Origin of the sequence: Pseudomonas sp. Wu6 (assembly GCF_019891515.1) — a bacterium.
GTDB classification, from domain to species: domain Bacteria; phylum Pseudomonadota; class Gammaproteobacteria; order Pseudomonadales; family Pseudomonadaceae; genus Aquipseudomonas; species Aquipseudomonas orientalis_A.
The window spans coordinates 93,059-119,984 of record NZ_JAFLXH010000008.1 but is presented as its reverse complement, the minus strand read 5'-3'; the positions used below and the strand labels follow the sequence as shown (position 1 = coordinate 119,984).

Genomic DNA, 26,926 nt, shown 5'->3' with positions numbered 1-26,926 from the left:
GAATCGAATTTGAAGGTTCCACGTGATGGCGTGTTTATACTCAAAATATCTTCTCGCGTTGAGTTCCTGCCATGCGCCAGCTTTTGTACCCCGTCGCCGCCCTGTTGCTCAGCGCTTGCGCATCGACGCCGATCCCGCCCGTCGACCCGCAACAGGCCTGGGTCGATTTCACCACGCCAACCCCGGGCGCCAAACTGGTCATGGCTCAGCGCCTGGACGGGAAATACCTCGAAGACGGGCGCTATTTCCAAATGCCGCCCGGGGCCCACGAACTGATGGTGCGCTTCGACTTCGAAGTGCCCGCCGGAGGAGGGCTGGGGGGGCTGAGCCAGATGATGTATCGAACCTGCTTCATGACCTTGCAGTACGACCATTTCCAGGCCGGCCAACGCTACATACTGGAAGGGCGCTCATTGGCCTTCACGCCCAACATCCGCCTGTACGACCCGGCGCGGCAATTGCTGGCCGAAGAGCGCAGCGTGAACTGCATCTGATCAGTCGTTGTTCTTCTGGTAGATGATGCGCTTGGTGCCGTTTTCGCAGGAACCGACAATCATGGCGCTGTCATGATTCTTGGCTTCTTCGGCGGTGATGATTTCCAGGGTGTAGGACGGGATCGCCTTGGCCTGGATGTTGACTTCGATTTCTTTGCGCAGCTCTTCGCAGTCTTTTGGCGCGGCCATGGCCGAAGTGGCCAATACGCCGCAGATGACCGCCAAAGCAAAACGTTTCATGTGTGTAGCTCCCTGAATGCATTGCGCACGGGTGTGCGTCTAGGCTGCATAGGCTATAGGACCACATTTATGAAACACGAGTTCTGATTTAACGCAGAACAAAATGTAGGAGGGGACTTGCTCCCGATAGCGGTGGATCAGCTAAATTTCTTCGGCTGACCCACCGCTATCGGGGGCAAGCCCCCTTCCACACTGTCCAGGGGTTAGTTCAGGAGCGTGGCATCCAGGGTGATGGTTGCATTCAGCACTTTGGACACTGGGCACCCTTCCTTGGCCTTTTTGCTCAGTTCGTCGAACTGCGCCTGGCTGGCGCCTGGAATCTTGGCTTTAAGCACCAGGTGCACAGCGGTAATCGCAAAACCGCCCTCGACCTGGTCGAGCGTCACCTGGGCTTCGGTGTCGATGCTGTCAGCCTTAAGGCCTGCGTCGCCGAGAATCATGGAGAACGCCATGGAGAAGCAGCCGGCGTGGGCCGCACCAATCAGTTCTTCAGGGTTGGTGCCCTTGCCGCCTTCGAAGCGGGCCTTGAAGCCATAGGGCGCTTCGCGCAGCACGCCGGTCTCGGTGGAAATCGAACCCAGGCCAGTCTTCAGATCGCCTTCCCAATGCGCGGATGCCTTTTTAACGATACTCATAGCTTTCTCCTCGAACGGTGATTTTGCGTCAGTAAGGTTCTGAGGATAGACGCCGTCGCAAAGTTCATCTTGTCGGAAAGACCTACCAAATAAGTAGGAAATTTCATGGCTGCTATTGAATCTCGGGTATATGCCCTCATTGCATAGACCATGCACATGAAGCGGCAGGTTTTGGTTCGTCTAAGAAGCCTGCGCCCCTATTGGAGAAGCAGGCTATGAAATCGCTGTCCGACGTGAAGTTCTCGACCCTCGACCTGGTGCCCGTACGCGCCAACGGCAGTGCGGCGCAATCGTTACGCAATTCTCTGGACCTTGCCCAGCACGTGGAAAAGCTCGGCTATAACCGTTTCTGGGTGGCTGAGCACCACAATATGGACGGTATTGCCAGCTCGGCTACCTCGGTATTGCTGGGTTACCTGGCCGGTGGGACCTCGACTATCCGCGTCGGCTCCGGCGGGGTGATGCTGCCCAACCACGCGCCGCTGGTGATCGCCGAGCAGTTCGGCACCCTGGAGAGCCTGTACCCTGGCCGTATCGACCTGGGCCTGGGCCGCGCGCCCGGTTCCGATCAAATGACCGCCCGCGCCCTGCGCCGTGAACGCTCCGGCAGCGCGGACGACTTCCCGCAAGACGTGGCCGAACTGATGGCCTATCTCGGCCCGCGTACGCCCGATCAGCGGGTGATCGCAGTCCCGGGCACCGGCACCAATGTGCCGGTGTGGTTGCTGGGCTCGAGCCTGTTCAGTGCGCAATTGGCTGGTGAACGTGGCTTGCCCTACGCCTTCGCCTCACATTTCGCACCGCGCCTGATGCATGAGGCGGTTCGGGTGTACCGCAATCACTTCAAGCCTTCGGCGGTGCTGGACAAGCCCTACGTGATGCTCGGCATTCCTCTGGTCGCCGCTGACACCGACGAACAGGCCGACTACCTGGCCACCTCGGTGTACCAGCGCATCCTCGCGCTGATGCGCGGGCAAAGCCTGGTGCAGCGCCCACCGGTAAAAACCATGGACGGCCTGTGGCTGCCCCACGAGAAAGAAGCGGTGGGCAGTTTCCTCGGCCTGGCGATGGTGGGCAGCCCGGCGAAGATCCGCGCCAAACTGGAGGTGCTGATCGAACAGACCGGCGCCGACGAACTGATCTTTACCTGCGACCTGTATGAGCACGCCGACCGGATTCATTCCTACGAGCTGCTGGCGCAGGTGATGAAGGGCTAAACCCCAGGCGAAAAAAAACCGACGCGCCTGCGTCGGTTTTTTATGTCTGCAACACGGGATTAACCGCGCTTGTAGACGATTTCCTTGGTGCCGCCTTCGCAACTGCCAATCACTTGGCCATCGGCGGCAGCGCCTTTATCCACAACATCCAGCGAATAGTGCTGAACGCCCTTGGCATCAAGCTTTGCCGCGAGTTCGCCTTTGAGCTCTTCACAAGGCTTGCCCGCCGCCAGGGCCGTGCCTGCAATGCTCAACAAACCTACCGCCAACAGAAACTTCTTCATCCGATACTTTCCTTGCGCTGGTCGAAAAGAGCATGCCGACGCTCAGGGCGTCGGCATGCATTGGGTGTAGCGCAGGTTATGGCAATCGGCCAGCGGTCAAAGTTCCGCGCGCCCGATCAACTACTGGCAATTCGGAATCCCACCTTCAGGGTGACCTGATAGTGCGCGACCTTGCCATCCTCGATATGCCCACGGGTTTCAGTCACTTCAAACCATTCCAGATGCTTGAGGCTTTTGCTGGCTTCGGCCAGGGCATTCTGGATCGCATCTTCGATGGTGGTGGTGGATGAGCCCACCAATTCGACTTTCTTGTAGGTGTGATGTTCGCTCATGGTGTTTCTCCTGTAGGTCGTCAATCAAGACTAGCAGTGAATATTCGTACTGCTTGAGGCGACCGCTCGGCCACGAAAGTTCAGATTTAATGCACTTTCTGAAACGGCCGCAGTCGGTATCTACACACGCCACTCAATCACTTCAGGAGATGTCCAAATGGCCAACACTTCTTTACGCAAAGCGTCGCTGGAAAGCATGGAAGCCGAGATTTCGAGCCTGCTCAAATCCCTCGAGAGCCTCAAGGACGACGCATCCGATGAGTCGCGCAAAACGCTGAAGGCCCTGAAAAGCAATGCCGAGAATGCCCTCAAGCACTCGCGCCACCTGATCAGCGACGCGTACGAAGAAAGCAAAGTCAAAATCCGCGAAACCGGCGTTGCCACTCGCGATTACGCACAAGAGCACCCATGGACCACCGCCGGCGTTGCCGTCGGTGCTCTGGGTCTGCTGGCAGCCTACCTGCTGTGCAAACGCGGCGACTAAACAGGTTGGCGCGCCAGCTCAGCCTTGAGCCACTGCGCCAATTGCCCAGCGCGCCCATCTGCGGCGCGCTTGGGTAGCCACAACGCCAGGTGCGCCGGGGTTTCACTGAAGCCCCACGGCGCCACCAGGCGACCCGCACGCAGGTCCTCCGCCACCAGCGGTTGTGGCGCAATCGCCACGCCCAGTCCTGCCACCGCCGCTTCCAGCAAATAATACAAATGTTCAAAACCCTGGCCGAGTTTCAGCGCGTCGGGCTCGATCCCGTGTTGCTGCGCCCAACTGGGCCAGGCTTGCGGACGCGACGTGGTGTGTAAGAGAGGTTCGCCACGCAAGGCTTGGGCCGGTGCCTGGCGCAGGCGCTCATAGCCGGCGAAGCGTGGACTCATGACGGCGCCGATGCGCTCGCTGGCCAGCTCGAATACCTGCATATCCGCCGGCCAAGGCGGCTCGGCGAATACCAGCAGGGCATCAAGGCCGGGGCGCCTGGGGTCGAGGTCGCCGTCACCGGCAGACAGGTGCAGACGCAAGTCCGGCAAGTCAGCATTCAAGCGCCCCAGACGCGGTATCAACCAGCGCGCCAGCAAGCTGCCCGAGCATCCCAGTACGAAGGGCGCGTCGGCGCTGCGCTGGGTGAGTTCGGCACACACATCGCGCAGACGCTCGAACGCCTCGGCGCTGGCATCGCGTAACCTTGCCCCTGCATCTGTGAGTTTAAGGCCGCGGCCCTCCTTGACGAACAGGCTGACGCCCAAGTGTTCTTCCAGCACTTTCAATTGGCGACTGACTGCGCCATGGGTGACATGCAAGTGCTCCGCAGCCTGGCTGACGCTGCTGAGGCGGGCAGTGACTTCAAAGGCGCGCAGCGCATTGAGTGGTGGAAGGTCTCGGCTCATCTGTGAGTTTTCCTGACAGGTTACGGCGATCTTATCGGTTTTCAGCCCAGAGCGGCAGGGGTAGAGTGGTGCTCATTATTTCCCACACCCCTTTCTTTCCTGGAGCGTCCCATGACTCAGTCCCAGACCGACCTGCGCAACGGCCCTGACGTCAACGGCCTGTTTGGTGCGTTCGGCGGCCGCTACGTCGCTGAAACCCTGATGCCGTTGATCCTCGAGCTGGCCCGTGAATACGAAGCGGCCAAGATCGATCCGGCGTTCAACGAGGAATTGGCCTACTTCCAGCGCGATTACGTCGGGCGTCCAAGCCCGCTGTACTTCGCTGAACGCCTGACCGAATTCTGCGGCGGCGCCAAGATCTACCTCAAGCGCGAAGAGCTGAACCACACCGGCGCGCACAAGATCAATAACTGCATCGGCCAGATCCTGCTGGCGCGGCGCATGGGCAAGAAACGCATCATCGCCGAGACCGGCGCCGGCATGCACGGCGTGGCCACTGCCACCGTCGCCGCGCGCTTTGGCCTGCAATGCGTGATCTACATGGGCACCACCGACATCGAGCGCCAACAGGCCAACGTGTTTCGCATGAAGCTGCTGGGCGCCGAAGTGATCCCGGTGGTCGCCGGCACCGGCACCCTGAAGGACGCGATGAACGAGGCCCTGCGTGACTGGGTCACCAATGTCGACAGCACCTTCTACCTGATCGGCACCGTGGCCGGCCCGCACCCTTACCCGGCCATGGTGCGCGATTTCCAGGCCGTGATCGGCAAGGAAACCCGCGACCAATTGCAAGCCCAGGAAGGCCGCCTGCCGGACAGCCTGGTGGCGTGCATCGGCGGCGGCTCCAATGCCATGGGCTTGTTCCACCCGTTCCTGGATGACACCAGCGTCGAGATCATCGGCGTTGAAGCGGCCGGTCATGGCATCGAAACCGGCAAGCACGCCGCCAGCCTCAATGGCGGGGTGCCCGGCGTACTGCACGGCAACCGCACCTTCCTGCTGCAGGACGATGACGGCCAGATCATCGACGCACACTCGATTTCCGCAGGCCTGGACTACCCCGGCATCGGCCCTGAGCACGCCTGGTTGCACGACATCGGCCGTGTCCAGTACACCTCGGTGACGGACGATGAAGCCCTCGATGCTTTCCACAAATGCTGCCGCCTCGAAGGGATCATTCCGGCGCTGGAAAGCGCGCACGCCCTGGCCGAAGTATTCAAACGCGCACCGACCCTGCCCAAGGAGCACCTGATGGTGATCAACCTGTCCGGCCGAGGCGACAAAGACATGCAGACCGTCATGCACCATATGGAACAGTCCCAGCAGGAGAAACATTGATGAGCCGCCTGCAAACGCGCTTCGCGCAACTCAAAGAGCAGAACCGCGCCGCCCTGGTGACCTTCGTCACCGCCGGCGACCCGGGCTATGACGCCTCGCTGGCCATCCTCAAAGGCCTGCCCGCTGCCGGAGCCGACGTGATCGAGTTGGGCATGCCCTTCACCGACCCGATGGCCGATGGCCCGGCCATCCAATTGGCCAACATCCGCGCGCTGGAGGCCAGGCAGAACCTGGCGAAAACCCTGCAGATGGTCCGCGAGTTCCGCAAAGACAACAACGACACGCCCCTGGTGTTGATGGGCTACTTCAACCCGATCCACAAGTACGGTGTCCCGCAATTCATCACCGACGCCAAGGAAGCGGGCGTAGACGGGCTGATCGTGGTGGACATGCCGCCTGAACATAACGGCGAACTGTGCGATCCGGCCCAGGCGGCGGGTATCGACTTTATCCGCCTGACCACGCCGACCACTGATGACGCACGCCTGCCGACGGTGCTCAACGGCAGCTCCGGCTTTGTGTACTACGTGTCGGTAGCGGGCGTGACCGGTGCCGGCGCGGCCACCCTGGAGCACGTCGAAGAAGCCGTGAGCCGCTTGCGTCGCCATACCGACCTGCCGATCAGTATAGGCTTCGGCATCCGTACACCGCAGCAAGCGGCGGCCATCGCGCGCCTGGCGGACGGGGTGGTGGTGGGGTCTGCACTGATCGATCACATCGCCAACGCCGACAGCCACCAGCAAGCGATCGATGGCGTATTGAGCCATTGCGCGGCGCTGTCCGAAGGCGTGCGCAACGCACGTCGGTAACTGCACCGGTCCGGATTCTTGCGCTAGGCTTGTGGGGGGGTGACATGCCGTCACCCCCCACAAGCACTTCATGCCTCTTGTCGTCTAACCGCCTCTGCAAGCCCCCCGCAGTTCTTGCCCCCCGGTTGTTAAGTTAGCTGCATCAGAAGTCATCCCTGGCTCTTAAGGAGTACATCATGGCATTTGATCTCATCACGTCTTCAGACCCCCGTCATTCCACCCTGCAGAAAGGCTTCAACCTGCGCTGGCCGTTGGGCAATGTGCAGGGCGAATCGTCGCCCAATGGCGCCAGCCGCATCTACCTCTGCCACAGTACCCAGGACATCGTCGACGCCGCCGCCGAAGCGCTGGCGATCACCCACGGACGTATAACGGTTCGAAGCGGTGGTCACTGTTACGAAGGTTTCGTCGCCAACAAAATGCCCGGCAGCAGCGACGAGGTGTTATCGATCCTGGATATCAGCCCGCTGAACCAGGTGGTCTACGCTGCCGATGGGCAACTGGCTTCCGACCTGGTCCCCGCGCGGCTCGAGCGCTACAGCTTTCGCCTGGAGGCCGGTGCGCAGAATTGGGACGCCTACGTCAGGTTGTACAAGCTGGCCAATAAGACACTGCCGGGCGGCTCATGCTATTCGGTCGGCCTGGGCGGGCATATCTGCGGGGGCGGCTATGGGTTGCTGTCACGCAAGCATGGCCTGGTGTGCGATTGGCTGCACGGTGTGGATATGTTGGTGCCCAATGCACAGGGCACCGGCCTGACCCCCGTGCATGTCTCGCGAGACAGCACAGACCCTGACGAGCTCGACCTCTTCGCGGCGTGCTGCGGCGCCGGTGGCGGTCAGTTCGGCATCATCACCAGCTACTATTTCAAGACGTTGCCCGAGGCGCCGAAGGAAGTGCTCTGGCTGGTGCTGCAATGGGATTGGTCCCTGCTGACCGATAAGTCCAGGCTCGACAACCTGCTTATCGCCTATCAGAACTGGTTCGCCCTCAACCAAAGCAATCCCGACACGTGGGGGTTGGCGACCAAACTGGAGATGCGCCATCCGCACACCGGTAATGTGACCCTGGGCATTCACTACGTCGATCGCGACGGAGGGCTGAAGGACCAGGCGCCCTTTGAAGATTTCGTCGCAAAAATGCTCGATGCCATTGGCCTGCCTGCGACCGAATGCCTGGTGCCGTTTTACGTTGTGCATATGCCAAGCGGCGGCGCCAGTGGACGCGCCATCAAAGCATTGCCCGACGCATTGGCGGCCACGCGACGCCTGGATTGGCTGGTGTGCCAGCAAACCTTGAATGGTTCAGGGGACAATCTGCGCGGGCGCTACAAGTCGGCCTATCAGAAGGGCGAATTCACCCCTCAGGTGCTCCAGGCGATCTGGGACACGCTGCACTGGGACGACCCCGATCAATACCTGACCCAGAGCCTGATACAAATCCAGTCGTTTGGCGGGCGCATCAATGAGGCCACACCGGCGGTTCGCAAGGAGTCGTCGGCCTCACAGCGCTCGTCCTATCTGAAGTGGCAACCGCAGTGCTATTGGCAGGAGGCCGGCGAGGCGGCGGACCAGGCCCACGCGCGATGGATTCAGGGACTGTTTTTCAACGCCTTCGCCAATGATCGGGGGGTGCCCCTCAATGACCAGTTCGAGGGTTGCTATATCAACTACCCGGACCTGGACATGACTCATGAGGACGGCAACCCGGCCAAGCCGAAAAACCCCTACTGGTACAAGATTTTCGTCCCCGACCTCATGATCGAAAGCCGCCTGCGCCGCACCAAGCGGCATTGGGACCGGCACAACGTGTTCCGTAACGAGATGTCCGTGCCGTGAACAGGTAAGGAAGGCGACCTCAGGGTCGCCTTGTTTCACAGCTCAATCCGCTCGACCTTGCCCACCAGCAGCACGTAGGAAAGCGCGCCAAGCAACGCCAGCACCGCGATATAGGTAATGGCCGGCGCAAACGAATCACCGCTGGCAAGAAATCCAATCACGATCGGCGTAGCAATCGCCGACAGGTTGCCGATGAAGTTGAACACGCCACCGGTCAGCCCCAACAAACGAGCAGGTGCCAGCGTGGATACCAGCGACCAGGTGATCGACGCCAGCCCATTGCCGAAGAACGCCAGCGCCAGGAATGCGATCACCCAGGCGGTGGAGTCCACGTAGTTGGCGCCGATGATCGCGGTGGAAATCAGCAGCCCGCCGATGATCGGCAACTTGCGCGCAAAGCCTACCGACGCGCCCCGGCGAATCAGCCAGTCGGAAAAAATCCCGGAGCACAGAACACCGACGAACGCCGCCAGAAACGGCAGTGAGGCGAGCAGACCGGACTTGATGAAGTCCATACCGCGATACTTCACCAGATAGGTCGGGAACCAGGTCAGGAAAAACCACAGGGTGGAATTCAGGCAGAACTGCCCAAGGTAGATGCCCCACAACTTGCGCTTGCTCAGCACAATGCCCAGGTCAACCCAGCTGAACGGTGCCTTGCTGGCTTTTTCCTGCATATCCACCAGGCCACCGCCGTCACGGATCAGCTGGATTTCCGCCGCGTTGGCGCCCTTGAAATCCTTGGGCTCGCGGTACACCGCGTACCAGATCAGCGCCCATAAGATGCCGACGCCACCGGTGGCGACGAACACCATGTGCCAGCCGAACGCATGCTGCAGCCAGGCCAGCACGGGGGTGAGAAACGCCAGCCCGACAAACTGCCCGGAGGTGTAGACGCCAATCGCCGTGGCGCGCTCGCGCTCGGGAAACCAGGTGGTCACCACCCGGCTGTTGATCGGGTAGGCCGGGGCCTCCAGGGCACCGACGGCCATGCGCAACACGAACAACGCAATGAAGCTGGCGGCAAAGCCGAGCATGACGGTGGCGATGGACCACAGCAGCAGGGCGGCGGTGTAGAGAATGCGCGGGGGCACACGGTCGACCAACCAGCCGCCAGGGATCTGCATCGCGGCGTAGGTCCAGCCGAACGCCGAGAAAATCAGCCCGACATGGACCGGGTCAATGCCCAGCTCGCTGGTCAGCGCGGGAGCGGCAATCGACAGGTTGCTGCGGTCGAGGTAGTTGATCACCACGGTGATGAACAGCAGCACCATGATAAAGAAGCGCTTTCGGCTAGGCGTGACTACAGAAGCCTGTCCGGTGAGGGATTCAGGGTGCATGGGGAAGTGCCTCTTCTTGTGTTTATTGAGGACAGAAATGAGACTGGCTGACGAAACCGAATCAAATGTGGGAGGGGGCTTGCCCCCGATGGCGGTGGAACAGCCAGTACATCGGTGGATGACACACCGCAATCGGGGGCAAGCCCCCTCCCACATTTTTACCGCGTTTCTTCAGGGCAACATCACCACTCGGCGAAACTGCCGTCGGCATGGCGCCAGATCGGGTTGCGCCAGCGATGGCCGATGGCCGCGCGCTCGACCACGTATTCCTCGTTGATCTCGATGCCCAGGCCCGGCCCGTTGGGGATCTTCACAAAGCCCTGGTCATAGTCGAATACGCCCGGGTCGCGCACATAATCGAGCAGGTCGTTGCTCTCGTTGTAATGGATGCCCAGGCTTTGTTCCTGGATAAACGCGTTGTAGCACACCGCATCCAATTGCAGGCAGGCCGCCAGGGCAATCGGGCCCAGCGGGCAGTGCAGGGCCAGGGCCACGTCGTAGGCTTCGGCCATGTTGGCGATCTTGCGGGTTTCGGTGATGCCGCCGGCGTGGGACGCATCCGGCTGGATGATGTCGACATAACCTTCACTGAGCACGCGCTTGAAATCCCAGCGCGAGAACAGGCGCTCGCCCAGGGCAATCGGGGTGCTGGTCAGGGGGGCCAGTTCCTTGAGGGCTTCGTAGTTTTCGCTGAGCACCGGTTCTTCGATGAACATCAGCTTGTACGGGTCCAGTTCCTTCATCAGCACCTTGGCCATGGGCTTGTGCACGCGACCATGAAAATCGACGCCAATGCCGACGTTAGGGCCGACCGCATCGCGCACGGCAGCGACGTTGGCCAGGGCCAGGTCGACTTTTTCGAAGCTGTCGACGAACTGCAGCTCTTCGGTGCCGTTCATTTTCACCGCAGTGAAACCACGGGCCACAGCCTCTTTGGCCGCGCGGGCCGTGTCGGCCGGGCGGTCGCCACCAATCCACGAATACACACGGATCTTGTCACGCACCTGGCCGCCCAGCAGGTCGCTGACGGACACGCCCAGGGCCTTGCCCTTGATGTCCCACAACGCCTGGTCGATACCGGCGAGGGCGCTCATGTGCACAGCGCCACCGCGGTAGAAACCGCCGCGATAGAGCACGGTCCAGATGTCTTCGATATTGCGTGGGTCTTTGCCGATCAGGTAGTCGGACAATTCTTCAACGGCAGCGGCCACGGTGTGGGCGCGACCCTCAACCACGGGCTCACCCCAGCCGGTGACGCCCTGGTCGGTTTCGACCTTGAGGAAGCACCAGCGCGGCGGGACGATGAAGGTCGTCAGTTTGGTGATTTTCATCTGTTGTCTCTCTTATAGATGCAGCGCCAGCAGGCGCGGAACTTGAACTCAGCTCAGGGCTTTCCAGGCCGCGACATAAGCCTGGGCGCGGCTCGCAACCTGCTCTACGCTCATACCCGGTTTGAACAATCCGGAGCCCAGCCCGAAGCCCTTGGCGCCGGCGTCGGTGAACACTTGCATGTTGTCCGGCGTGATACCGCCCACCGGCAGCAGCAACGTGCCCCCCGGCAATACCGCAAGCCACGCCTTGATCACCGCCGGGGCCATTTGCTCGGCCGGAAACAGTTTCAATACGTCGGCGCCTTCGGCCAGTGCGGCAAAGGCTTCGGTCGGCGTGGCGACGCCCGGCGACAGATACAGGCCCGCCGCTTTCGCCGCCCGCAATACCTTGGCATCGCTGTGGGGCATCACGATCACCTGGCCGCCGGCGGCCTTGACCTGCTCGACCTGCTCGGGCGTCAGCACCGTACCGGCACCAATCAGGCAATCGGCGGGCAGGCTGTCGCGCAGGGTGCGGATGCTGGTGTAGGGGTCCGGCGAGTTAAGCGGTACTTCGATGACGCGAAAACCGGCCTGGTACAGCGCCTGGCCGACGGCTTCGGCTTCGTCCGGGCGCACGCCGCGCAGAATCGCGATCAGACCGTTTTGTGCGAGTGCTGTTTTAAGCATGTCAGGCCTCCGTTACAGGTTGAGTGAGCCCGGCCGCCACGGCCAGTTGCCACAAACCGCGCTCGCTGGCGGCCTGCGCCAGGCTGACGTCGGTGAAGCCGCACAGCGCGAGGGCACGTTGATAGCGAGCGCAGAGGGGGGCGGCACCGACCAGGACGATCGGCTTGGGTTTTGCGCTGTCGGGTAAACCGGCCAGTTCATGACCGATCAGCAGGCCGGACAGGTAGTCGGGCTGCTGCTCGGGCGTCAGTTGGGCAGTCAGGCCAAGGGTGCGGGCACTGAACAGCGTCGAGAGCACGCCGCGCCGGCCATCTGCCGAAAGAGCCACATGCACGCCGCGGTCAAACGCCTCGGTCTGGAAATGTTCCGATGATTGCTGGGTACGCCCCAGGATGCTGTGCTGGCTCAAGACGGCGAACAGCTCACCGGTCATGAAGGTGTCGAAGTGAGTGATACAGCCTTCGACGACCTCGACCCATTTGGAATGGCTGCCCGGCAGGCCAATCAATACGTCGCTCGCAAGCCCGTGCAGCACACCGAGCACCTGGGTTTCTTCGCCGCGCATCACATTGGGCAGGCCGACCTGTTCGATCACGCCCGGCACGATATGCACATCAACCCCACGCACGCTGCGCACCTTATGCAGCGCCTGCCCCAGGCTCGCCACATCCACCGGGGTGTTGCGGTAAGCCGCTTCGCTCCAGCCCTGTGCGCTGCCGACCATGCCGCAGGCAATCACCGGCAGGTCGGGCTGGGCGTCGAGCCAGTCCCCACAGGCGCTATCGAAGGCCAGCTCGAAACCATTGCTGCAGCGCACGCCTGCAATGTCACGCGGTTCGCTGGGCAAATGCATGATGCCCGACGCCAGTGAGCGTTGTTCCAGCACCACGCCGGCGGGGCCTAGTTTGTAAGCACGAAGGGAGCTGGTTCCCCAATCGAGCGCGATCAATTGCGCCTGCATCGCTTCACCTGAAATGAGTGGGTGCTGAAAAAAGCAGATGGGCGAATATAAACCTAAGCTTTGTAATATCTCAATATATAAATATCAGTCCCATATATTGGGAGAATAACGCGAAAAATCATACATCTTCCTGGGAAAATGAGCATTGCATTAGCTTGGAAAGCGCCGGTCCTAGACCGCAATCGATGGCAGGGCCAGCCCGGTCAATGACTGCGCACTGCCGGCCTGCTCCGCCAGCAGCCAATCGACAAACCGTTCGACCAACTGCCCGCGACGCTTGCGCTGGGGCTGCACCACGTAATAGCCGAAGCGCGAGACCACCGTCTCGCTGATCGGTCTGCACAGCCAGTTCTGCTCCAGCAGGTTATCCACCAGGTGGCGCCAGCCGATCGCGACGCCCTGGCCGGCAATAGCCGCCTGAATCAGCAGCGTGTAATTGTCGAAACGCAACTGGCCAGGGGTGGGCGCGGCGCTGATACCCAGCTCGCGAAACACACCGGCCCAATCGAACCAATGGCGATTGTTTTCCTGACGCAAGTGCAGCAGGGGGTAGTCCGGCAGGGTCTGCACCGTCAGCGCAGTGGCCTGGTTCTTGAGCCACTGGGGGCTGCACACCGGGAACACTTCCTCATTGAACAACCAAAGGCTGTCGCCTTGCTTGAAGCGTCCATCGCCAAACAGCACGGCCACGTCGATGTCGCTGCGCAGGCTGGCGTGGTTGCGCTCGCTGGTCACCAGGCTCACGTCAACCTGCGGGTTGGCCTCGTGGAACCGATGCAGGCGCGGCATCAGCCAGTAGGCGGCAAAGGCGAAGTCGGTGGCCACTTGCAGCACTTCGTGCTGGTCCTGCCGGGTGACGGTGCTCAGGCCCAGGTTGATGGTTTGCAGGCCGGCCTGCACGTGTTCGAACAGCAGGGCGCCGGCGTCGGTCAATTCGATGCCACGGTAGATGCGATCGAACAAGCGGATCGCCAACTGCTCTTCAAGCCGTTTGATCTGCTGGCTGATGGCCGGTTGGGTGGTGCCCAACTCCATCGCGGCGGCGGTAAAACTGCGCTGCCGCGCAGCCGCTTCGAACGCGCGCAGCAGGTCGAGGGAGAGGTCACCCAGCGCTTCATACATAAGCTGTGCTTATCCTAGGCATTGTTCGTCATGGGCTTTACCACGTTTTTCATGGGCCGCATGCTCAGTGGCATAAACACCGCCTATGGAATGCCGAGAAACCATGAAGCGCAAGAACATTCTTTTCATCATGGCCGATCAAATGGCCGCGCCGCTGCTGCCGTTCTACGGACCTTCCCCGATCAAGCTGCCCCACCTGAGCCGCCTCGCCGAACAGGGCGTGGTCTTCGACGCCGCCTACTGCAACAGCCCGCTGTGTGCGCCTTCGCGCTTCACGCTGGTCAGCGGCCAGTTGCCGAGCAAGATAGGCGCCTACGACAACGCGGCGGATTTCCCCGCCGATGTGCCGACCTATGCCCACTACCTGCGTCGCCTCGGCTACCGCACGGCGCTGTCGGGCAAGATGCATTTCTGCGGTCCCGACCAGTTGCACGGCTATGAAGAGCGCCTGACCAGCGACATCTACCCGGCGGACTATGGTTGGGCGGTGAACTGGGATGAGCCGGATGTACGCCCCAGCTGGTATCACAACATGGCCTCGGTGCTGCAAGCCGGGCCCTGTGTGCGCACCAACCAGCTGGATTTCGACGAAGAAGTGGTATTCAAGGCCCGGCAATATCTGTTCGATCATATCCGCGAGGACGGCGAGCAACCGTTCTGCCTGACCGTGTCGATGACCCATCCCCATGACCCGTACACCATTCCCAAACCGTTCTGGGACCTGTACGACGACAGCGACATTCCCTTGCCTGCAACACCGCCCCAGGGCGATCTCGACCCGCACTCCCAGCGTTTGCTCAGGGTCTACGACCTGTGGGACAAGCCGCTGCCTGTGGATAAGATCCGCGATGCACGGCGTGCCTATTTCGGCGCGTGCAGCTACATCGACAGCAATGTCGGCAAGCTGCTGCAAACCCTGGAAGACACCGGCCTGGCCGATGACACCATCATCATCTTCTCCGGCGACCACGGCGACATGCTGGGCGAGCGCGGCCTCTGGTACAAAATGCATTGGTTCGAAATGGCCGCCCGCGTGCCGTTGTTGATCAGTGCGCCGGGGCAATTTGCGGCGCGCCGTGTGACCCAGGCCGTCTCGACCGCCGACCTGTTGCCCACCCTGGTGGAGTTGGCCGGCGGCGAGCTGGACCCGCGCCTGCCCCTGGATGGCCGTTCGCTGCTGCCACACTTGCAAGGCGAGGGCGGGCACGACGAAGTGTTTGGCGAATACATGGCCGAAGGCACCATCAGCCCGCTGATGATGATTCGCCGGGGCGCCTACAAATTCATCTACAGCGAAGACGACCCTTGTCTACTGTTCGATGTACACAACGACCCGCACGAGCGGGAGAACCTCAGCCAGTCACCGGAGCACCGGCCACTGTTCGAGGCGTTTTTAAACGAGGCGCGGGCCAAGTGGGACATCCCGGCGATCCACCAACAGGTGCTCGCCAGCCAACGCCGCCGTCGCCTGGTGTTCCAAGCACTGACCCAGGGCAAACTCAAGAGCTGGGATCACCAGCCACTGGTGGACGCCAGTCAGCAGTACATGCGCAACCATATCGACCTCGACGACCTGGAGCGCAAGGCACGTTATCCACAACCCTGCCAACACTAAAAAATACAGAGGGAAGGCCATGCAAAAGTTAACGGTAGTGCTGGGCATCCTGGCGTTGAGCAGCGCCAATGCATTTGCGGACTCAAGTTGCGAAACGGTGAAAATGGCCGATCCCGGCTGGAGCGACATTGCGGCGACCAACGCCATCACCGGTTTTCTGCTGGCCGGCATGGGCTACACGGCCAAGGTCGACACCCTGGCCGTGCCGATTACCTTTGGCGGGCTCAAGGATGGCCAGGTTGACGTGTTCATGGGCAACTGGATGCCGGCGCAGCAAGGCTTTTATGACAAGTTCGTGGCCAATGGCGATGTCGTACAGCTGGCGAAGAACCTCGACGGCACCGAGTTCACCCTCGCCGTACCGGACTACGTGTGGGACGCGGGCGTGCATGATTTTGCCGATCTGAATAAATTCGCCGACCGATTCGGCAAGAAGATCTACGGCATCGGCTCCGGCGCGCCGGCGAATATCTCGCTGCAGGAGATCATCAAGAAGAATGACTTTGACCTCGGCCAATGGAAGCTGGTGGAGTCGAGTGAACAGGCGATGCTCGCCGAAGTTTCGCGAGCGGTGAAGAAACAGCGCTTCGTCACCTTCCTCGGCTGGACGCCGCACCCCATGAACGTGCAACTGAAAATGCACTACCTCACAGGCGGCGAGCAGTATTTTGGCAGCACCGGCAGTGTCTACACCTTGACCCGCAAGGGCTACGCGCAGGCCTGTCCGAATGTGGGCAAACTGCTGACCAACCTGAGTTTCACCCAAGACATGGAGAACAGCATCATGGCTGACGTGGCCAACAACAAGGTCAGCAATGCGGATGCCGCGAAGGCCTGGATCAAGGCCAATCCGGCGGTGTTGGACAAGTGGCTGGAGGGCGTGAAAACCCTGGATGGCAAGGATGCGTTGGCAGCGGTAAAAGCCAACCTCTAAAGATCACACTCGTGATCGTTCCCACGCTCCGCGTGGGAATGCATCCCTGGACGCTCTGCGTCCGCTTTCAAACCCGTGACGCGGAGCGTCACAAGAGGCATTCCCACGCAGAGCGTGGGAACGATCACTGGCAGCCTGATACTCTGGCTCAAACCTTTCTACCCGAGCCTGCGATGCCCCGGCCCAACCGCTACACACTGTTCCCTTTCCTCAGTTGGCTGCCGTGCCAAACCCGCGGCAGCGTCGGCCGGGACGCCGTCGTCGGCCTCAGCGGCGCCGTACTCGCGCTGCCACAGTCGATTGCCTACGCACTGATTGCCGGGCTCCCACCGGAATACGGGCTGTACGCGGCCATCATTCCGGTGTTGATCGCGTGCCTGTGGGGCTCGTCCTGGCACCTGATCTGCGGTCCTACGGCGGCAATTTCCATTGTGCTCTACGCCAGTATCAGCCCGCTGGCGGTGCCGGGTTCCCAGGATTACATCACCTTGATCCTGCTGCTGACCGTCCTCGCCGGTGTGTTCCAATGGTTGCTGGGCCTGCTGCGCTTCGGCGCGCTGGTGAATTTCGTCTCCCATTCCGTGGTGCTCGGTTTCACTCTTGGTGCCGCGGTGGTCATCGCTCTGGGGCAGTTGCCCAACCTGCTGGGGCTGGACCTGCCGAGCCAGGCCACCGCGATCAACAGCCTGCTGGCGCTGCTCGAACATGCCGGCGACTGGGACCGCGCATCGCTCATCCTGGGCCTGGGCACCTTGCTGGTCGGCGCACTGCTCAAATACCTGGTGCCACGCTGGCCGAGCCTGTTGATCGCCCTGGCCCTGGGCAGCCTCGCCACATGGCTGTGGCCGGCGCTGTTCGGGCAGGTGGCGTTGGTCAGTTCGTTCATCGGCAAGCTGCCACCCTTGCGCCCGTTGCCCATGGACCTGGACACGATCCTGCGCCTGCTGCCGAGCGCTGTGGCGGTGGGCATGCTGGGGCTGGTGACCAGCCTGTCGATTGCCCGCTCACTGTCGGCCCGTTCGCAGCAACTGCTCGACGCCAATCAGGAAGTTCGCGCCCAGGGTTTATCCAATATCGTCGGCGGATTTTTCTCCGGCTATCTGTCGGCAGGTTCGTTCACCCGCTCCGGGCTCAGTTATGAGGCGGGTGCCCGCTCGCCATTGGCCGGCGTGTTTTCCGCGCTCTGGGTGGCGCTGTTTGCGCTGTTTGGCGCAGGGTTGATCGCGCACATTCCGATCCCGAGCATGGCGGCAAGTATCCTGTTGATCTGCTGGGGGCTGGTGGACCACCGCGGCATCCGTGCGTTGTACCGCGTGAGCCGCGCCGAATTCGCGGTGATGGCGCTGACGTGTGTGGCGACCTTGCTGCAGGAGCTGCAAACGGCCATTTATGCCGGGGTGCTGGCGTCGCTGTTTTTCTACCTCAAGCGCACCTCGCAACCCCGGGTGCAGCAATGGCGCGACGGTGACGAGGATGTGTTGCGCGTGGGTGGCTCGATCTTTTTTGGCGCCAGCCACTACCTGCAGGTGCGCCTGCAACGCTTGCAGGGCGAGCGGGTGGTGATCGAAGCGCAGCAGATCAACTTTATCGACTACTCCGGGGTGGAGATGCTGCACCAGGAAGCGCGGCGGTTGGCGGGGTTGGGGCGTAGCCTGACCTTGCGCGGGGCCCGGCCGCAGGTGGTTGAAGAGTTGAAGAAGCTGGAAGGGCCAGACAGGTGCCCCCTCCATTTCGAAGACTGAATGCGATCAAAGTGTGGGAGGGGGCTTGCCCCCGATAGCGGTGCTTCAGCCAACACATGGGTAGCTGACAGACCGCCATCGGGGGCAAGCCCCCTCCCACATTTGGATATATGTCAGGCCAACTGGCGGCGCAGCTCGGCCAGTACCGGCGCCGACTCCGGGCGTACGCCGCGCCACAGAAAGAACGCTTCGGCCGCCTGCTCAACCAGCATGCCCAATCCGTCCATCGCTACCGCCGCACCCTGCTCATCGGCCCAGCGACAGAAGGCGGTCGGCGCCTTGGCGTACATCATGTCGTAGCAGAACGTCTTGCCCGGTTCGATCAAACTGCCCGCAATCGGCGGTACGTCGCCTGACAAGCTGGCGGACGTGGCGTTGATAATCACGTCCACCGGCTCACGCAGCCAGTCGAAACCACTGGCGGACACCGGCCCCAGGTCGTTGAACAGCTCGGCCAGGCCTTCGGCTTTTTCCACGGTGCGGTTGGCAATGATCAGTGAGGCGGGTTTTTCGGCCAGCAACGGTTCCAACGCGCCGCGTACCGCGCCACCGGCGCCCAGCAGCAGGATGCGCTTGCCTTGCAGGTCCAGCCCGGCGTTGACCTTGAGGTCGCGCACCAGGCCTGCGCCGTCAGTGTTATCACCGAGCAACGTGCCATCGGCCAGCTTGCTCAGGGTATTCACCGCGCCGGCGCGTTGGGCGCGCTCGCTGAGGGTGTCGGCCAGCCGGAAAGCGTCTTCCTTGAACGGCACGGTGACATTCGCCCCACGGCCGTGTTGAAAGAACTCACGGGCACAGCCGATGAAGTCCTCCAGCGGCGCGAGCAGTGTGCTGTAGTCCATCTGCTCGCCGGTCTGCTCGGCGAACAGGCGGTGAATCAACGGTGACTTGCTGTGGCCGATAGGGTTGCCGAAGACGACATAGCGATCCATCACACTGCCGCCTTGGGCGCAGTCAGGCCGAGCCAGTCGCGGTCCTGCAGGAAATAGTCGGTAAGGCGCGCTTCTTCGCTCCCGGCCTCGGCTTTCCAGTCGTAGCTCCAGCGCACCTGCGGCGGCAGCGACATCAGGATCGACTCGGTACGCCCGCCCGACTGCAGGCCGAACAGGGTGCCACGGTCATAGACGAGGTTGAACTCAACGTAGCGGCCCCGGCGGAACTCCTGGAACTGACGCTGCTGTTCGGTATAAGCCATCGCCTGGCGGCGCTGCATGATCGGCAGGTAGGCGTCGATGTAGGCATCACCGATGGCGCGGATGAAGGCAAAGCAGGTGTCGAAGCCCCATTCGTTCAAGTCATCGAAAAACAGGCCGCCGATGCCACGCGGCTCGTTGCGGTGCTTGATATGGAAATAGCTGTCGCACCAGGCTTTATAACGCGGGTAAACGTCCGCACCGAACGGCGCACAGGCCTGCTCGGCCACGCGATGCCAGTGGATGCAGTCTTCGTCGTTGCCGTAATAAGGCGTCAGGTCAAAGCCTCCGCCAAACCACCACACCGGCTCTTCGCCTTCCTTTTCAGCAATGAAAAAGCGCACATTGGCGTGGGAAGTCGGTATGTGCGGGTTATGGGGATGGATCACCAGCGATACGCCCAGCGCCTCGAAGCCGCGACCGGCCAGTTCAGGGCGATGGGCACTGGCGGACGGGGGCAAGCCGCTGCCAAACACGTGGGAAAAATTGACGCCGCCTTTTTCGATGACCGACCCGTTTTCAATCACACGGGTGCGACCGCCACCACCGGCAGGCCGGGTCCAGGCGTCTTCGATAAAGCGCGTGTCCGTTTCGAAGGTTTCCAGGGCACTGCAAATACGGTCTTGCAGGTCGAGCAGGTAGGCTTTTACAGCCTCGGTGCGGGTAGTCATGGCATCACCTTGAATCGGGCAAAGCTACGCGAGGCCATTGGGCGTCGGCGGCAAATGGGCGCACAGGATACCACCGCACCTCGTGTCGTCGCAGTTGACGAAGATCAAGCTTAGGAGTCCGATAGGGGCCTTCGTTTATTCGACCCAAGGAGAAGGTAGATGGCCAAACGTATCCAGTTCAGCGCCCATGGTGGCCCCGATGTGCTTGAGTATGTGGACTACACGCCGGCGGAGCCTGGCCCACAACAGGTTCGGGTGCGCAACGAAGCCATTGGCCTGAACTTCATCGACACGTATTTTCGCAGCGGCCTCTACGCGCCACCGTCCTTGCCCTCGGGCCTGGGCGCCGAAGGCGCCGGTGTGGTCGATGCCGTAGGCAGTGAAGTCAGCCAATTCCAGGTCGGCGACCGCGTGGCCTATGGCAGCGGTCCGCTCGGCGCCTACAGCCAGTTGCATGTATTGCCTGCGGCCAACCTGGTGCATCTGCCGGACGAAATCAGCTTCGAACAGGCCGCCGGTGCCATGCTCAAGGGCCTGACCGTACAGTACCTGCTGCGCCAGACCTATGAGCTGAAGGGCGGCGAAACCATTCTGTTCCACGCCGCCGCAGGCGGTGTGGGCTCCCTGGCTTGCCAATGGGCCAAGGCGCTGGGCGTGAAATTGATCGGCACGGTGAGCTCACCGGAGAAAGCCGCCGTGGCCAAATCCCTCGGCGCCTGGGAAACCATCGATTACAGCAAGGAAAATGTCGCACAGCGCGTGCTGGAATTGACTGACGGTAAAAAGGTGCCCGTGGTGTATGACGGCGTTGGCAAGGACACTTGGCTGACGTCGCTGGACAGCGTCGCACCGCGAGGCTTGGTGGTGAGTTTCGGGAATGCGTCGGGCGCGGTGGACGGGGTGAACCTGGGGATTCTGTCGGCGAAGGGCTCGCTGTATGTCACGCGGCCGACGCTGGCGACCTACGCGAGCAACCCGAAGGACTTGCAGGCGATGGCCGATGACCTGTTCTCGATGATCAAGAGCGGCAAGGTGCGCATTGATATCAACCAGCGCTATGCACTGGCGGATGCGGCGAAGGCGCAGACCGAGTTGTCCGGGCGGCGCACGACCGGTTCAACCATCCTGCTGCCTTAAGAAAGCCATCGGGGGCAAGCCCCCTCCCACCCTTGACCGAGGTGTCTCGACGAACACCGATCAAATGTGGGAGGGGGCTTGCCCCCGATAGGCGCGACTCGGTCTCAGGACGGTCGCACCACATCCCCCGTCGCCAGGTCACGGATCAGGCTCGGGTTCTTGCGTCCACCCAGGGCGCCGCCCAGTACAAGGTCCACCTGCCCGCGGAAATACTGCTCCACCCGAATCCGCGTACGTGCGGCCGGGCGGCCCTGGGGGTTGGCCGACGTGGAAATCAACGGCCCGACCTGGGCGCACAAATCCCGTACCAGCGGATGGTCACTGACCCGCAGCGCCACGGTGTCATGCACCCCCGTGACCCATTCCGGCAGCAAGTCCTGGTGGGGCACCAGCCAGGTATTCGGCCCAGGCCAGGTGCTGGCCATGCGCTCGATCCAGGTGTCGGGAAAGTCTTCGAACAGGAAGTCGAACTGGCGGATATTATCGGCCACCAGGATCAGGCCCTTATCCACTGAGCGATTCTTGATCGCCAGCAAACGGTCCACCGCTGCTTCATTCCACGGGTCGCAGCCCAGGCCCCAGACCGCTTCGGTCGGATAGGCAATCACCGCACCTGCGCGAATTTCTCGTGCAGCTTCCAGCACACGCCACCTGTTGACCATTGTTTACTCTCCGAACTAAAGCTCTGGGCAGTTTACCGATCTTCGTTGCAAAACCCAGCTACAACCGTTCGCCACGCGCAAGCCAGCGCCCACTTTCACAGATCACCCGGCCTTCGAGTTCCAACTCGGTAAGGCTCGCCAGCACCTGGGCCAGCGGCCGTCCACTGGCAAGCGCCAGGGCTTCGCTGGTGTGCGGGGCCGCGTGCAACAGCGCCACCAGCGGATGCACAACCGGTACCGGGGCCGGGCGTGACAACGCCTGCCAACCGCGCAAGCCTTCAAGAATGTGCTCGATGGTTTCCACCAGCACCGCGCCATCGCGGATCAACTGATGACAGCCCTTGGCCGCCGGATGATGGATGGAACCCGGAATGGCGTACACCTCGCGTCCTTGTTCCGCCGCCAGCCGTGCGGTAATCAGCGAACCGCTGGCGATGCTGGCTTCCACCACCAGGACCCCCAGGGACAAACCGCTGATAATCCGATTGCGCCGTGGAAAGTTACCGGCCTGGGGTGGCGCGTCCAGTGGAAACTCGGAAACCACGGCGCTGCCCTGGTCAATCATGGTCGCGGCCAGCTTCCTGTGGCGCTGTGGATAAAGTTTTTCCAGACCGGTGCCGAGCACACCGATGGTATGACCGCCCACGTCCAATGCCGCCTGATGGGCCGCGCCATCGATACCCAACGCAAGGCCGCTGGTGATGACAAAACCGGCGCTTGCCAGGCTGCGCGAAAAGGCGGCGGCGGTGTCCATGCCGGGGCGCGAAGCACGACGACTGCCGACCACGGCCAACTGCGGTTTTTCCAGCAGCGATGGGTCGCCGGCAACGAATAACAGCGGCGGAGCGCCCTCTGTCTGGCCGAGCAGCGCAGGGTAATCGGGCTGGTCCCACATCAGTAAATGCTGGCCAGGGCGGGCCAGCCAGGCCAATGCCGCACTGGCCCCATCACGAATATCCACACTGCGCCGGGCATCGGCACTGACGGCCGGCAACCCGAGCGCGCGCCAGGCGCTGGCAGGGGCACTGATGGCTTTCGACGCAGAACCGAACGCCTCGATCAACCGGTGAAAACGCCTGGGACCCAGTTCCGGCAACCGGTGCAAGCGCAGCCGGGCTTCCAGCTCTGCCGGGGAAATTTGATTGCTGTTTATCGGAAACATCTGATCATCCTTGATCGCAACAAGCTGTGGATAACTCTGTTGGTAACTTATTTAGCAGGCTATTTATTGCGATTGATCGTCAGTCTCGAAACGATCCATCACGGCCAGCGGGCGGGACGCGCTGAGAACCAGGGCGTAGCTGAGTTTTTCATAGGTGCGAAACACCAGCAGGGTGCCGGCACGCACATCCGGGAGTCGCGTCGGGGCCCCTGTCAGCGCGTCGCGCACCGAGGCGCCGGCCCTGATCACCGTGAGCAATTGGCCTTCGACCACACCGTCCCGGCGCCCCTTGTTCAAGGTCACCGCATCCAGCACGCCGATCTGTGTGACGCCCTTGGGAATGTCGATGATGTGGCCTTCAACAAAGGGGGCGGATGCAGGCGTTTGCAGATTGGCCAGGTCCACGCCAGGTTCGGCGCGCAGCAAGCGGTCGCCTGGGCGCACTTCCTGGGTAACCCGTTGCACGGCCAGGGTGGTGAGATCATCGCTCAGCACAAAGCGCGCGGTGCCGATGTCGTCGGCATTGATTCCAAGCAGTTCGCGGGTGTCGGGGTCGGTATAGACCTTGCCTCGGCGGAAGATCCCGTAGTTCGGCTGGGTCGGGTCCAGACTGCCCCTGGCGTAGACGCGCTCGCCGTTGGCGCCCAGCACGCGCCCACCTTCGGCGGCGACGATATAGGGTGCGTTATCCAGGTCCTCGGGGGAATCGAGCAGGCGGTTGTGCAGCAGGAAGCCCTGTATGGCCTTTTGCGTGACAGGGTCCAGGCGCTGGCCGGGCTGTGGAATCAGCGCCATGGCCAGCGGGGCCCACAGCAGCAAGACGAGTAGCGATTTCCTCATGGGGTCAATCTCCTTTATTATGTACGTTCGCGTGAAACGCCATAGCCTTCGCGGCTTTCGAACGTTTCACACCGGCTGCCTGGGTCCATCCCACCGCCGATTTGCCTCTACCTCACATGTGCAGCAATTACGCTTATGGCTATTTTGAACATCCTCGAATTTCCCGACTCGCGCCTGCGCACGATCGCCAAGCCGGTGGCCGTAGTGGACGACAAGGTTCGTCAGTTGGTCGATGACATGTTTGAAACAATGTATGAAGCCCCGGGCATCGGCCTCGCCGCGACCCAGGTCAACGTGCATCTGCGCGTCGTGGTCATGGACCTGTCCGAAGATCGCAGCGAACCCCGGGTGTACATCAACCCCGAGTTCGAACCGCTGACCGACGAGATGGGCGAATACCAGGAAGGTTGCCTGTCGGTGCCGGAGTTCTACGAGAACGTCGAACGCCCATTGCGCGTGAAGATCAAGGCCCTGGACCGCGACGGCAAGCCGTTCGAGCTGATTGCCGAAGGCCTGTTGGCGGTGTGCATCCAGCACGAGTGCGACCACCTCAACGGCAAGCTGTTTGTCGATTACCTGTCCACGCTCAAACGTGACCGGATCAAGAAGAAGCTGGAAAAAAAGCATCGCCAGCAAGCTTGATGCCCTCCTTCCAAAGGCTTGCTGCGGCAAGCCTTTTTCTTTTGTGACTGCTTTTAACGAGAACTCCGATGACCGAGCCACTGCGCATTGTTTTTGCCGGTACACCCGAATTTGCCGCCGAACACCTCAAGGCGCTGCTTGCCAGCCCCTATGAAATCGTCGCGGTGTACACCCAGCCGGATCGCCCGGCCGGGCGCGGGCAAAAACTGATGCCCAGCCCGGTCAAGCAGCTGGCGCTTGAGCACAACATCACCGTGCTGCAACCACCGACCCTGCGCAATGCGGATGCCCAGGCCGAACTGGCCGCGCTCAAGCCGGACCTGCTGGTCGTGGTCGCCTACGGCTTGATCCTGCCCCAGGCCGTACTCGATATCCCACGCCTGGGCTGCATCAACAGCCACGCTTCGTTGCTGCCACGCTGGCGCGGAGCGGCGCCGATCCAGCGCGCGGTGCAAGCAGGCGACAGCGAAAGCGGCGTGACGGTCATGCGCATGGAAGCAGGGCTGGACACCGGCCCGATGCTGCTCAAAGTCACCACGCCGATCACTGCCCAAGACACCGGCGGCAGCCTGCACGATCGCCTGGCTGAAATGGGCCCGCCGGCCGTCATCCAGGCCATCGCCGGTCTTGCTGCCGGCACCCTGGAAGGCGAGGTGCAGGACGACAGCCTCGCCACCTACGCGCACAAACTGAACAAAGACGAAGCCCGCATCGACTGGAGCCGCCCGGCCGTGGAGCTTGAGCGCCTGGTACGTGCGTTCAACCCATGGCCTGTCTGCCACAGCACGCTCAACGGCGAAGCCTTGAAAGTATTGGCCGCGACCCTGGCCGAGGGCACAGGCGCTCCGGGTGAAATCATCGGCGCCAGCAAAGACGGCCTGTTGGTGGCGTGCGGCGAACAAGCGCTGTGCCTGACCCGTCTGCAATTGCCCGGTGGCAAGGCGCTTAATTTCAGCGATTTGTTCAACAGCCGTCGTGAGAAGTTTGCCCTGGGCACCGTTCTCGGCGTGGTCGCCCAATGAACCCGCGTCTGGCCGCCGCCAAGGCCCTCGCCGCCGTGCTCAACGGCAAAGCATCGCTGAACAGTTCGCTGCCCGTGCAGATGGATAAGGTTGAAGACCGTGATCGCGGTTTCACCCAGGACCTGGCCTTTGGCACGGCGCGTTGGCAGCCAAGGCTGTCGGCGTTGGCGGCCAAGTTGCTGCAAAAACCGTTCAAGGCAGCCGACGCCGATGTTGAAGCGCTGCTGCTGGTCGGTCTCTATCAACTGCTCTATACCCGCGTACCGGCCCACGCCGCCATCGGTGAAACGGTGGGCTGCGCCGACAAACTGAAAAAACCCTGGGCCAAGGCCTTGCTCAATGCCGTGCTGCGCCGCGCCCAGCGCGAAAGCGAAGGGCTGCTGGCCGAGCTGGAACATGACCCGGTGGTGCGCACCGCGCATCCGCGCTGGCTGCAAAAATCCCTGAAGGCGTTCTGGCCGCAGCAATGGGAAGCCATTTGCGCGGCGAACAATGCCCATCCGCCGATGATCCTGCGGGTCAACCGTCGCCATCACCGCCGCGACGCCTACCTGCAGTTGCTCAGCGAGGCGGGCATCGACGCCGCGCCGTGCGTGTACAGCATCGACGGTATCGTGCTCCAGGCTGCCACAGACGTGCGCAGCCTGCCGGGCTTTGCCGAGGGCTGGATCAGCGTGCAGGACGAAGCCGCACAACTGGCCGCCGACCTGCTCGACCTGGCACCCGGGCAACGCGTATTGGACGCCTGCTGCGCGCCGGGCGGTAAGACCTGTCACATCCTGGAAGTCGAAAAGGACCTGGGCGGTGTGGTAGCGGTCGACCTGGAAGCCAAACGCCTGGTGCGCGTACGGGAAAACCTCGCACGCCTGGGTTTGAACGCCGAGCTGATCGCCGCCGACGGCCGCGACACCGCCACCTGGTGGGACGGCAAACCGTTCCAGCGCATCCTGCTGGATGCGCCCTGTTCGGCCACCGGCGTGATCCGCCGCCACCCGGATATCAAGCTGACCCGCCAACCCGACGACATCGCCGCCCTGGCCGTGCTGCAGGGCGAACTGCTCGACGCACTGTGGCCCACCCTGGAAGTCGGCGGCGTTCTGCTTTACGCCACCTGTTCCACCTTGCCCACCGAGAATACCGAGGTCATTCAAGCCTTCCTCGCCCGCACCAGCGGCGCACGGGAACTGGACCTCGCGACCACGGCCGGCATCAAGCAACCGCACGGTCGCCAATTGCTCGCGCAGGAAGGCGGGCATGATGGCTTCTACTACGCCAAACTGATCAAGATCGCCGCCGCGCGCGGCTGAATGGTTTTAAGG

The 26,926-nt window shown here is 62.0% G+C and carries 28 protein-coding genes; 13 read left to right on the top strand and 15 right to left on the bottom strand.

Annotated features, from left to right (window positions below):
• Positions 1–71: 71 nt before the first annotated feature.
• Positions 72–494, top strand: a complete 423-nt coding sequence (locus J1G34_RS07930; protein ID WP_065895258.1) for a PA0061/PA0062 family lipoprotein — start codon at positions 72–74, stop codon at positions 492–494.
• Here the strand turns inward: J1G34_RS07930 and J1G34_RS07925 are convergent, their stop codons facing one another.
• Complete coding sequence (locus tag J1G34_RS07925; protein WP_065886747.1) at positions 495–734, bottom strand: DUF1161 domain-containing protein; 240 nt, start codon at positions 732–734, stop codon at positions 495–497.
• Positions 735–937: 203 nt separating this feature from the next.
• Positions 938–1,369, bottom strand: a complete 432-nt coding sequence (locus tag J1G34_RS07920; protein WP_065886746.1) for an OsmC family protein — start codon at positions 1,367–1,369, stop codon at positions 938–940.
• 215 nt (positions 1,370–1,584) lie between these two features.
• Here J1G34_RS07920 and J1G34_RS07915 point away from each other — a divergent pair, with 215 nt between their 5' ends.
• Positions 1,585–2,586 (top strand): LLM class flavin-dependent oxidoreductase, encoded by a 1,002-nt coding sequence (locus J1G34_RS07915; protein ID WP_065933608.1) that lies wholly within the window; start codon positions 1,585–1,587, stop codon positions 2,584–2,586.
• Positions 2,587–2,645: 59 nt separating this feature from the next.
• Here J1G34_RS07915 and J1G34_RS07910 read toward each other — a convergent pair whose 3' ends face one another.
• Together J1G34_RS07910 and J1G34_RS07905 are read right to left on the bottom strand one after the other, a co-directional pair.
• Positions 2,646–2,870 (bottom strand): DUF1161 domain-containing protein, encoded by a 225-nt coding sequence (locus J1G34_RS07910; RefSeq protein ID WP_065895256.1) that lies wholly within the window; start codon positions 2,868–2,870, stop codon positions 2,646–2,648.
• A 116-nt stretch (positions 2,871–2,986) separates the two neighbouring features.
• Entirely contained in the window at positions 2,987–3,202 is a 216-nt protein-coding gene (locus tag J1G34_RS07905; RefSeq protein ID WP_065886743.1) for a dodecin, read from the bottom strand.
• Positions 3,203–3,359: 157 nt separating this feature from the next.
• Between J1G34_RS07905 and J1G34_RS07900 the strand changes: the two genes are divergently transcribed.
• The gene (locus tag J1G34_RS07900; RefSeq protein WP_003170746.1) at positions 3,360–3,686 is read left to right on the top strand and encodes an ElaB/YgaM/YqjD family protein; all 327 of its coding nucleotides are present in this window, start codon (positions 3,360–3,362) and stop codon (positions 3,684–3,686) included.
• On the opposite strand, the gene J1G34_RS07895 is transcribed toward J1G34_RS07900, so the two are convergent.
• Positions 3,683–4,579, bottom strand: coding sequence for a LysR family transcriptional regulator (locus J1G34_RS07895; protein ID WP_065897844.1), 897 nt, complete (start codon positions 4,577–4,579; stop codon positions 3,683–3,685). The two genes, J1G34_RS07900 and J1G34_RS07895, sit on opposite strands and share 4 nt — an antisense overlap.
• 111 nt (positions 4,580–4,690) lie before the next feature.
• Here J1G34_RS07895 and trpB point away from each other — a divergent pair, with 111 nt between their 5' ends.
• From trpB to J1G34_RS07880, 3 genes are all read left to right on the top strand, one after another.
• Positions 4,691–5,917: a tryptophan synthase subunit beta gene (gene trpB, locus J1G34_RS07890; RefSeq protein ID WP_065886741.1), complete on the top strand. Its 1,227-nt coding sequence runs from the start codon at positions 4,691–4,693 to the stop codon at positions 5,915–5,917.
• Positions 5,917–6,726, top strand: a complete 810-nt coding sequence (gene trpA / locus J1G34_RS07885; RefSeq protein ID WP_065897843.1) for a tryptophan synthase subunit alpha — start codon at positions 5,917–5,919, stop codon at positions 6,724–6,726. The genes trpB and trpA overlap by 1 nt, the downstream gene beginning before the upstream one ends.
• 176 nt (positions 6,727–6,902) lie before the next feature.
• Positions 6,903–8,564 (top strand): FAD-dependent oxidoreductase, encoded by a 1,662-nt coding sequence (locus tag J1G34_RS07880; protein ID WP_222993742.1) that lies wholly within the window; start codon positions 6,903–6,905, stop codon positions 8,562–8,564.
• Between the two features lie 35 nt (positions 8,565–8,599).
• On the opposite strand, the gene J1G34_RS07875 is transcribed toward J1G34_RS07880, so the two are convergent.
• The 5 genes from J1G34_RS07875 to J1G34_RS07855 all read right to left on the bottom strand — a co-directional run bounded on the left by J1G34_RS07875 (position 8,600) and on the right by J1G34_RS07855 (position 13,987).
• Positions 8,600–9,904 carry an MFS transporter gene (locus J1G34_RS07875; protein ID WP_065897841.1) on the bottom strand — a complete coding sequence of 435 codons (1,305 nt, stop codon included), beginning with the start codon at positions 9,902–9,904 and terminating at the stop codon, positions 8,600–8,602.
• Positions 9,905–10,086: 182 nt separating this feature from the next.
• A complete protein-coding gene (gene dgoD / locus J1G34_RS07870; RefSeq protein WP_003187297.1) occupies positions 10,087–11,235 on the bottom strand; it encodes a galactonate dehydratase in 1,149 nt (382 codons plus the stop codon).
• 48 nt (positions 11,236–11,283) lie between these two features.
• Positions 11,284–11,904 (bottom strand): 2-dehydro-3-deoxy-6-phosphogalactonate aldolase, encoded by a 621-nt coding sequence (locus tag J1G34_RS07865; protein ID WP_222993740.1) that lies wholly within the window; start codon positions 11,902–11,904, stop codon positions 11,284–11,286.
• A 1-nt stretch (position 11,905) separates the two neighbouring features.
• Positions 11,906–12,865 (bottom strand): 2-dehydro-3-deoxygalactonokinase, encoded by a 960-nt coding sequence (locus J1G34_RS07860; protein ID WP_065886735.1) that lies wholly within the window; start codon positions 12,863–12,865, stop codon positions 11,906–11,908.
• A gap of 171 nt (positions 12,866–13,036) precedes the next feature.
• Positions 13,037–13,987, bottom strand: coding sequence for a choline sulfate utilization transcriptional regulator (locus tag J1G34_RS07855; protein WP_065886734.1), 951 nt, complete (start codon positions 13,985–13,987; stop codon positions 13,037–13,039).
• A 103-nt stretch (positions 13,988–14,090) separates the two neighbouring features.
• Between J1G34_RS07855 and betC the strand changes: the two genes are divergently transcribed.
• From betC to J1G34_RS07840, 3 genes are all read left to right on the top strand, one after another.
• Positions 14,091–15,602 carry a choline-sulfatase gene (betC, locus tag J1G34_RS07850; RefSeq protein ID WP_222993739.1) on the top strand — a complete coding sequence of 504 codons (1,512 nt, stop codon included), beginning with the start codon at positions 14,091–14,093 and terminating at the stop codon, positions 15,600–15,602.
• Between the two features lie 19 nt (positions 15,603–15,621).
• On the top strand, positions 15,622–16,536 hold the full coding sequence (gene choX / locus J1G34_RS07845) for a choline ABC transporter substrate-binding protein (RefSeq protein WP_065936510.1): 915 nt from the start codon (positions 15,622–15,624) through the stop codon (positions 16,534–16,536).
• A gap of 173 nt (positions 16,537–16,709) precedes the next feature.
• Positions 16,710–18,278, top strand: coding sequence for a SulP family inorganic anion transporter (locus J1G34_RS07840; protein ID WP_222993737.1), 1,569 nt, complete (start codon positions 16,710–16,712; stop codon positions 18,276–18,278).
• Positions 18,279–18,391: 113 nt separating this feature from the next.
• On the opposite strand, the gene aroE is transcribed toward J1G34_RS07840, so the two are convergent.
• Both aroE and hemF read right to left on the bottom strand, forming a co-directional pair.
• Positions 18,392–19,210 carry a shikimate dehydrogenase gene (gene aroE / locus J1G34_RS07835; protein WP_122561522.1) on the bottom strand — a complete coding sequence of 273 codons (819 nt, stop codon included), beginning with the start codon at positions 19,208–19,210 and terminating at the stop codon, positions 18,392–18,394.
• The gene (gene hemF, locus J1G34_RS07830) at positions 19,210–20,142 is read right to left on the bottom strand and encodes an oxygen-dependent coproporphyrinogen oxidase (RefSeq protein WP_065895246.1); all 933 of its coding nucleotides are present in this window, start codon (positions 20,140–20,142) and stop codon (positions 19,210–19,212) included. The genes aroE and hemF overlap by 1 nt, the downstream gene beginning before the upstream one ends.
• A gap of 159 nt (positions 20,143–20,301) precedes the next feature.
• Between hemF and J1G34_RS07825 the strand changes: the two genes are divergently transcribed.
• Positions 20,302–21,279, top strand: coding sequence for a quinone oxidoreductase family protein (locus J1G34_RS07825; protein ID WP_065895245.1), 978 nt, complete (start codon positions 20,302–20,304; stop codon positions 21,277–21,279).
• A 104-nt stretch (positions 21,280–21,383) separates the two neighbouring features.
• Here the strand turns inward: J1G34_RS07825 and J1G34_RS07820 are convergent, their stop codons facing one another.
• From J1G34_RS07820 to J1G34_RS07810, 3 genes are all read right to left on the bottom strand, one after another.
• Complete coding sequence (locus tag J1G34_RS07820) at positions 21,384–21,941, bottom strand: L-threonylcarbamoyladenylate synthase (RefSeq protein WP_065886727.1); 558 nt, start codon at positions 21,939–21,941, stop codon at positions 21,384–21,386.
• Between the two features lie 58 nt (positions 21,942–21,999).
• Entirely contained in the window at positions 22,000–23,103 is a 1,104-nt protein-coding gene (gene dprA, locus J1G34_RS07815; protein ID WP_065895244.1) for a DNA-processing protein DprA, read from the bottom strand.
• A gap of 63 nt (positions 23,104–23,166) precedes the next feature.
• Entirely contained in the window at positions 23,167–23,943 is a 777-nt protein-coding gene (locus J1G34_RS07810; protein ID WP_065895243.1) for a peptidoglycan-binding protein, read from the bottom strand.
• A gap of 135 nt (positions 23,944–24,078) precedes the next feature.
• Here J1G34_RS07810 and def point away from each other — a divergent pair, with 135 nt between their 5' ends.
• From def to rsmB, 3 genes are all read left to right on the top strand, one after another.
• Positions 24,079–24,585, top strand: coding sequence for a peptide deformylase (def, locus tag J1G34_RS07805; protein ID WP_005783383.1), 507 nt, complete (start codon positions 24,079–24,081; stop codon positions 24,583–24,585).
• A gap of 68 nt (positions 24,586–24,653) precedes the next feature.
• On the top strand, positions 24,654–25,607 hold the full coding sequence (gene fmt / locus J1G34_RS07800; protein WP_065895242.1) for a methionyl-tRNA formyltransferase: 954 nt from the start codon (positions 24,654–24,656) through the stop codon (positions 25,605–25,607).
• Complete coding sequence (gene rsmB / locus J1G34_RS07795; protein ID WP_065897833.1) at positions 25,604–26,914, top strand: 16S rRNA (cytosine(967)-C(5))-methyltransferase RsmB; 1,311 nt, start codon at positions 25,604–25,606, stop codon at positions 26,912–26,914. Before fmt ends, rsmB begins: the two co-directional genes overlap by 4 nt.
• Positions 26,915–26,926: the final 12 nt, after the last annotated feature.

Bases quoted from the DNA above. Each gene is read 5' to 3' on its own strand.
- J1G34_RS07930 (WP_065895258.1), top strand. From the start codon at position 72: ATGCGCCAGCTTTTGTACCCCGTCGCCGCCCTGTTGCTCAGCGCTTGC.
- J1G34_RS07925 (WP_065886747.1), bottom strand. From the start codon at position 734: ATGAAACGTTTTGCTTTGGCGGTCATCTGCGGCGTATTGGCCACTTCG.
- J1G34_RS07920 (WP_065886746.1), bottom strand. From the start codon at position 1,369: ATGAGTATCGTTAAAAAGGCATCCGCGCATTGGGAAGGCGATCTGAAG.
- J1G34_RS07915 (WP_065933608.1), top strand. From the start codon at position 1,585: ATGAAATCGCTGTCCGACGTGAAGTTCTCGACCCTCGACCTGGTGCCC.
- J1G34_RS07910 (WP_065895256.1), bottom strand. From the start codon at position 2,870: ATGAAGAAGTTTCTGTTGGCGGTAGGTTTGTTGAGCATTGCAGGCACG.
- J1G34_RS07905 (WP_065886743.1), bottom strand. From the start codon at position 3,202: ATGAGCGAACATCACACCTACAAGAAAGTCGAATTGGTGGGCTCATCC.
- J1G34_RS07900 (WP_003170746.1), top strand. From the start codon at position 3,360: ATGGCCAACACTTCTTTACGCAAAGCGTCGCTGGAAAGCATGGAAGCC.
- J1G34_RS07895 (WP_065897844.1), bottom strand. From the start codon at position 4,579: ATGAGCCGAGACCTTCCACCACTCAATGCGCTGCGCGCCTTTGAAGTC.
- trpB (WP_065886741.1), top strand. From the start codon at position 4,691: ATGACTCAGTCCCAGACCGACCTGCGCAACGGCCCTGACGTCAACGGC.
- trpA (WP_065897843.1), top strand. From the start codon at position 5,917: ATGAGCCGCCTGCAAACGCGCTTCGCGCAACTCAAAGAGCAGAACCGC.
- J1G34_RS07880 (WP_222993742.1), top strand. From the start codon at position 6,903: ATGGCATTTGATCTCATCACGTCTTCAGACCCCCGTCATTCCACCCTG.
- J1G34_RS07875 (WP_065897841.1), bottom strand. From the start codon at position 9,904: ATGCACCCTGAATCCCTCACCGGACAGGCTTCTGTAGTCACGCCTAGC.
- dgoD (WP_003187297.1), bottom strand. From the start codon at position 11,235: ATGAAAATCACCAAACTGACGACCTTCATCGTCCCGCCGCGCTGGTGC.
- J1G34_RS07865 (WP_222993740.1), bottom strand. From the start codon at position 11,904: ATGCTTAAAACAGCACTCGCACAAAACGGTCTGATCGCGATTCTGCGC.
- J1G34_RS07860 (WP_065886735.1), bottom strand. From the start codon at position 12,865: ATGCAGGCGCAATTGATCGCGCTCGATTGGGGAACCAGCTCCCTTCGT.
- J1G34_RS07855 (WP_065886734.1), bottom strand. From the start codon at position 13,987: ATGTATGAAGCGCTGGGTGACCTCTCCCTCGACCTGCTGCGCGCGTTC.
- betC (WP_222993739.1), top strand. From the start codon at position 14,091: ATGAAGCGCAAGAACATTCTTTTCATCATGGCCGATCAAATGGCCGCG.
- choX (WP_065936510.1), top strand. From the start codon at position 15,622: ATGCAAAAGTTAACGGTAGTGCTGGGCATCCTGGCGTTGAGCAGCGCC.
- J1G34_RS07840 (WP_222993737.1), top strand. From the start codon at position 16,710: ATGCCCCGGCCCAACCGCTACACACTGTTCCCTTTCCTCAGTTGGCTG.
- aroE (WP_122561522.1), bottom strand. From the start codon at position 19,210: ATGGATCGCTATGTCGTCTTCGGCAACCCTATCGGCCACAGCAAGTCA.
- hemF (WP_065895246.1), bottom strand. From the start codon at position 20,142: ATGACTACCCGCACCGAGGCTGTAAAAGCCTACCTGCTCGACCTGCAA.
- J1G34_RS07825 (WP_065895245.1), top strand. From the start codon at position 20,302: ATGGCCAAACGTATCCAGTTCAGCGCCCATGGTGGCCCCGATGTGCTT.
- J1G34_RS07820 (WP_065886727.1), bottom strand. From the start codon at position 21,941: ATGGTCAACAGGTGGCGTGTGCTGGAAGCTGCACGAGAAATTCGCGCA.
- dprA (WP_065895244.1), bottom strand. From the start codon at position 23,103: ATGTTTCCGATAAACAGCAATCAAATTTCCCCGGCAGAGCTGGAAGCC.
- J1G34_RS07810 (WP_065895243.1), bottom strand. From the start codon at position 23,943: ATGAGGAAATCGCTACTCGTCTTGCTGCTGTGGGCCCCGCTGGCCATG.
- def (WP_005783383.1), top strand. From the start codon at position 24,079: ATGGCTATTTTGAACATCCTCGAATTTCCCGACTCGCGCCTGCGCACG.
- fmt (WP_065895242.1), top strand. From the start codon at position 24,654: ATGACCGAGCCACTGCGCATTGTTTTTGCCGGTACACCCGAATTTGCC.
- rsmB (WP_065897833.1), top strand. From the start codon at position 25,604: ATGAACCCGCGTCTGGCCGCCGCCAAGGCCCTCGCCGCCGTGCTCAAC.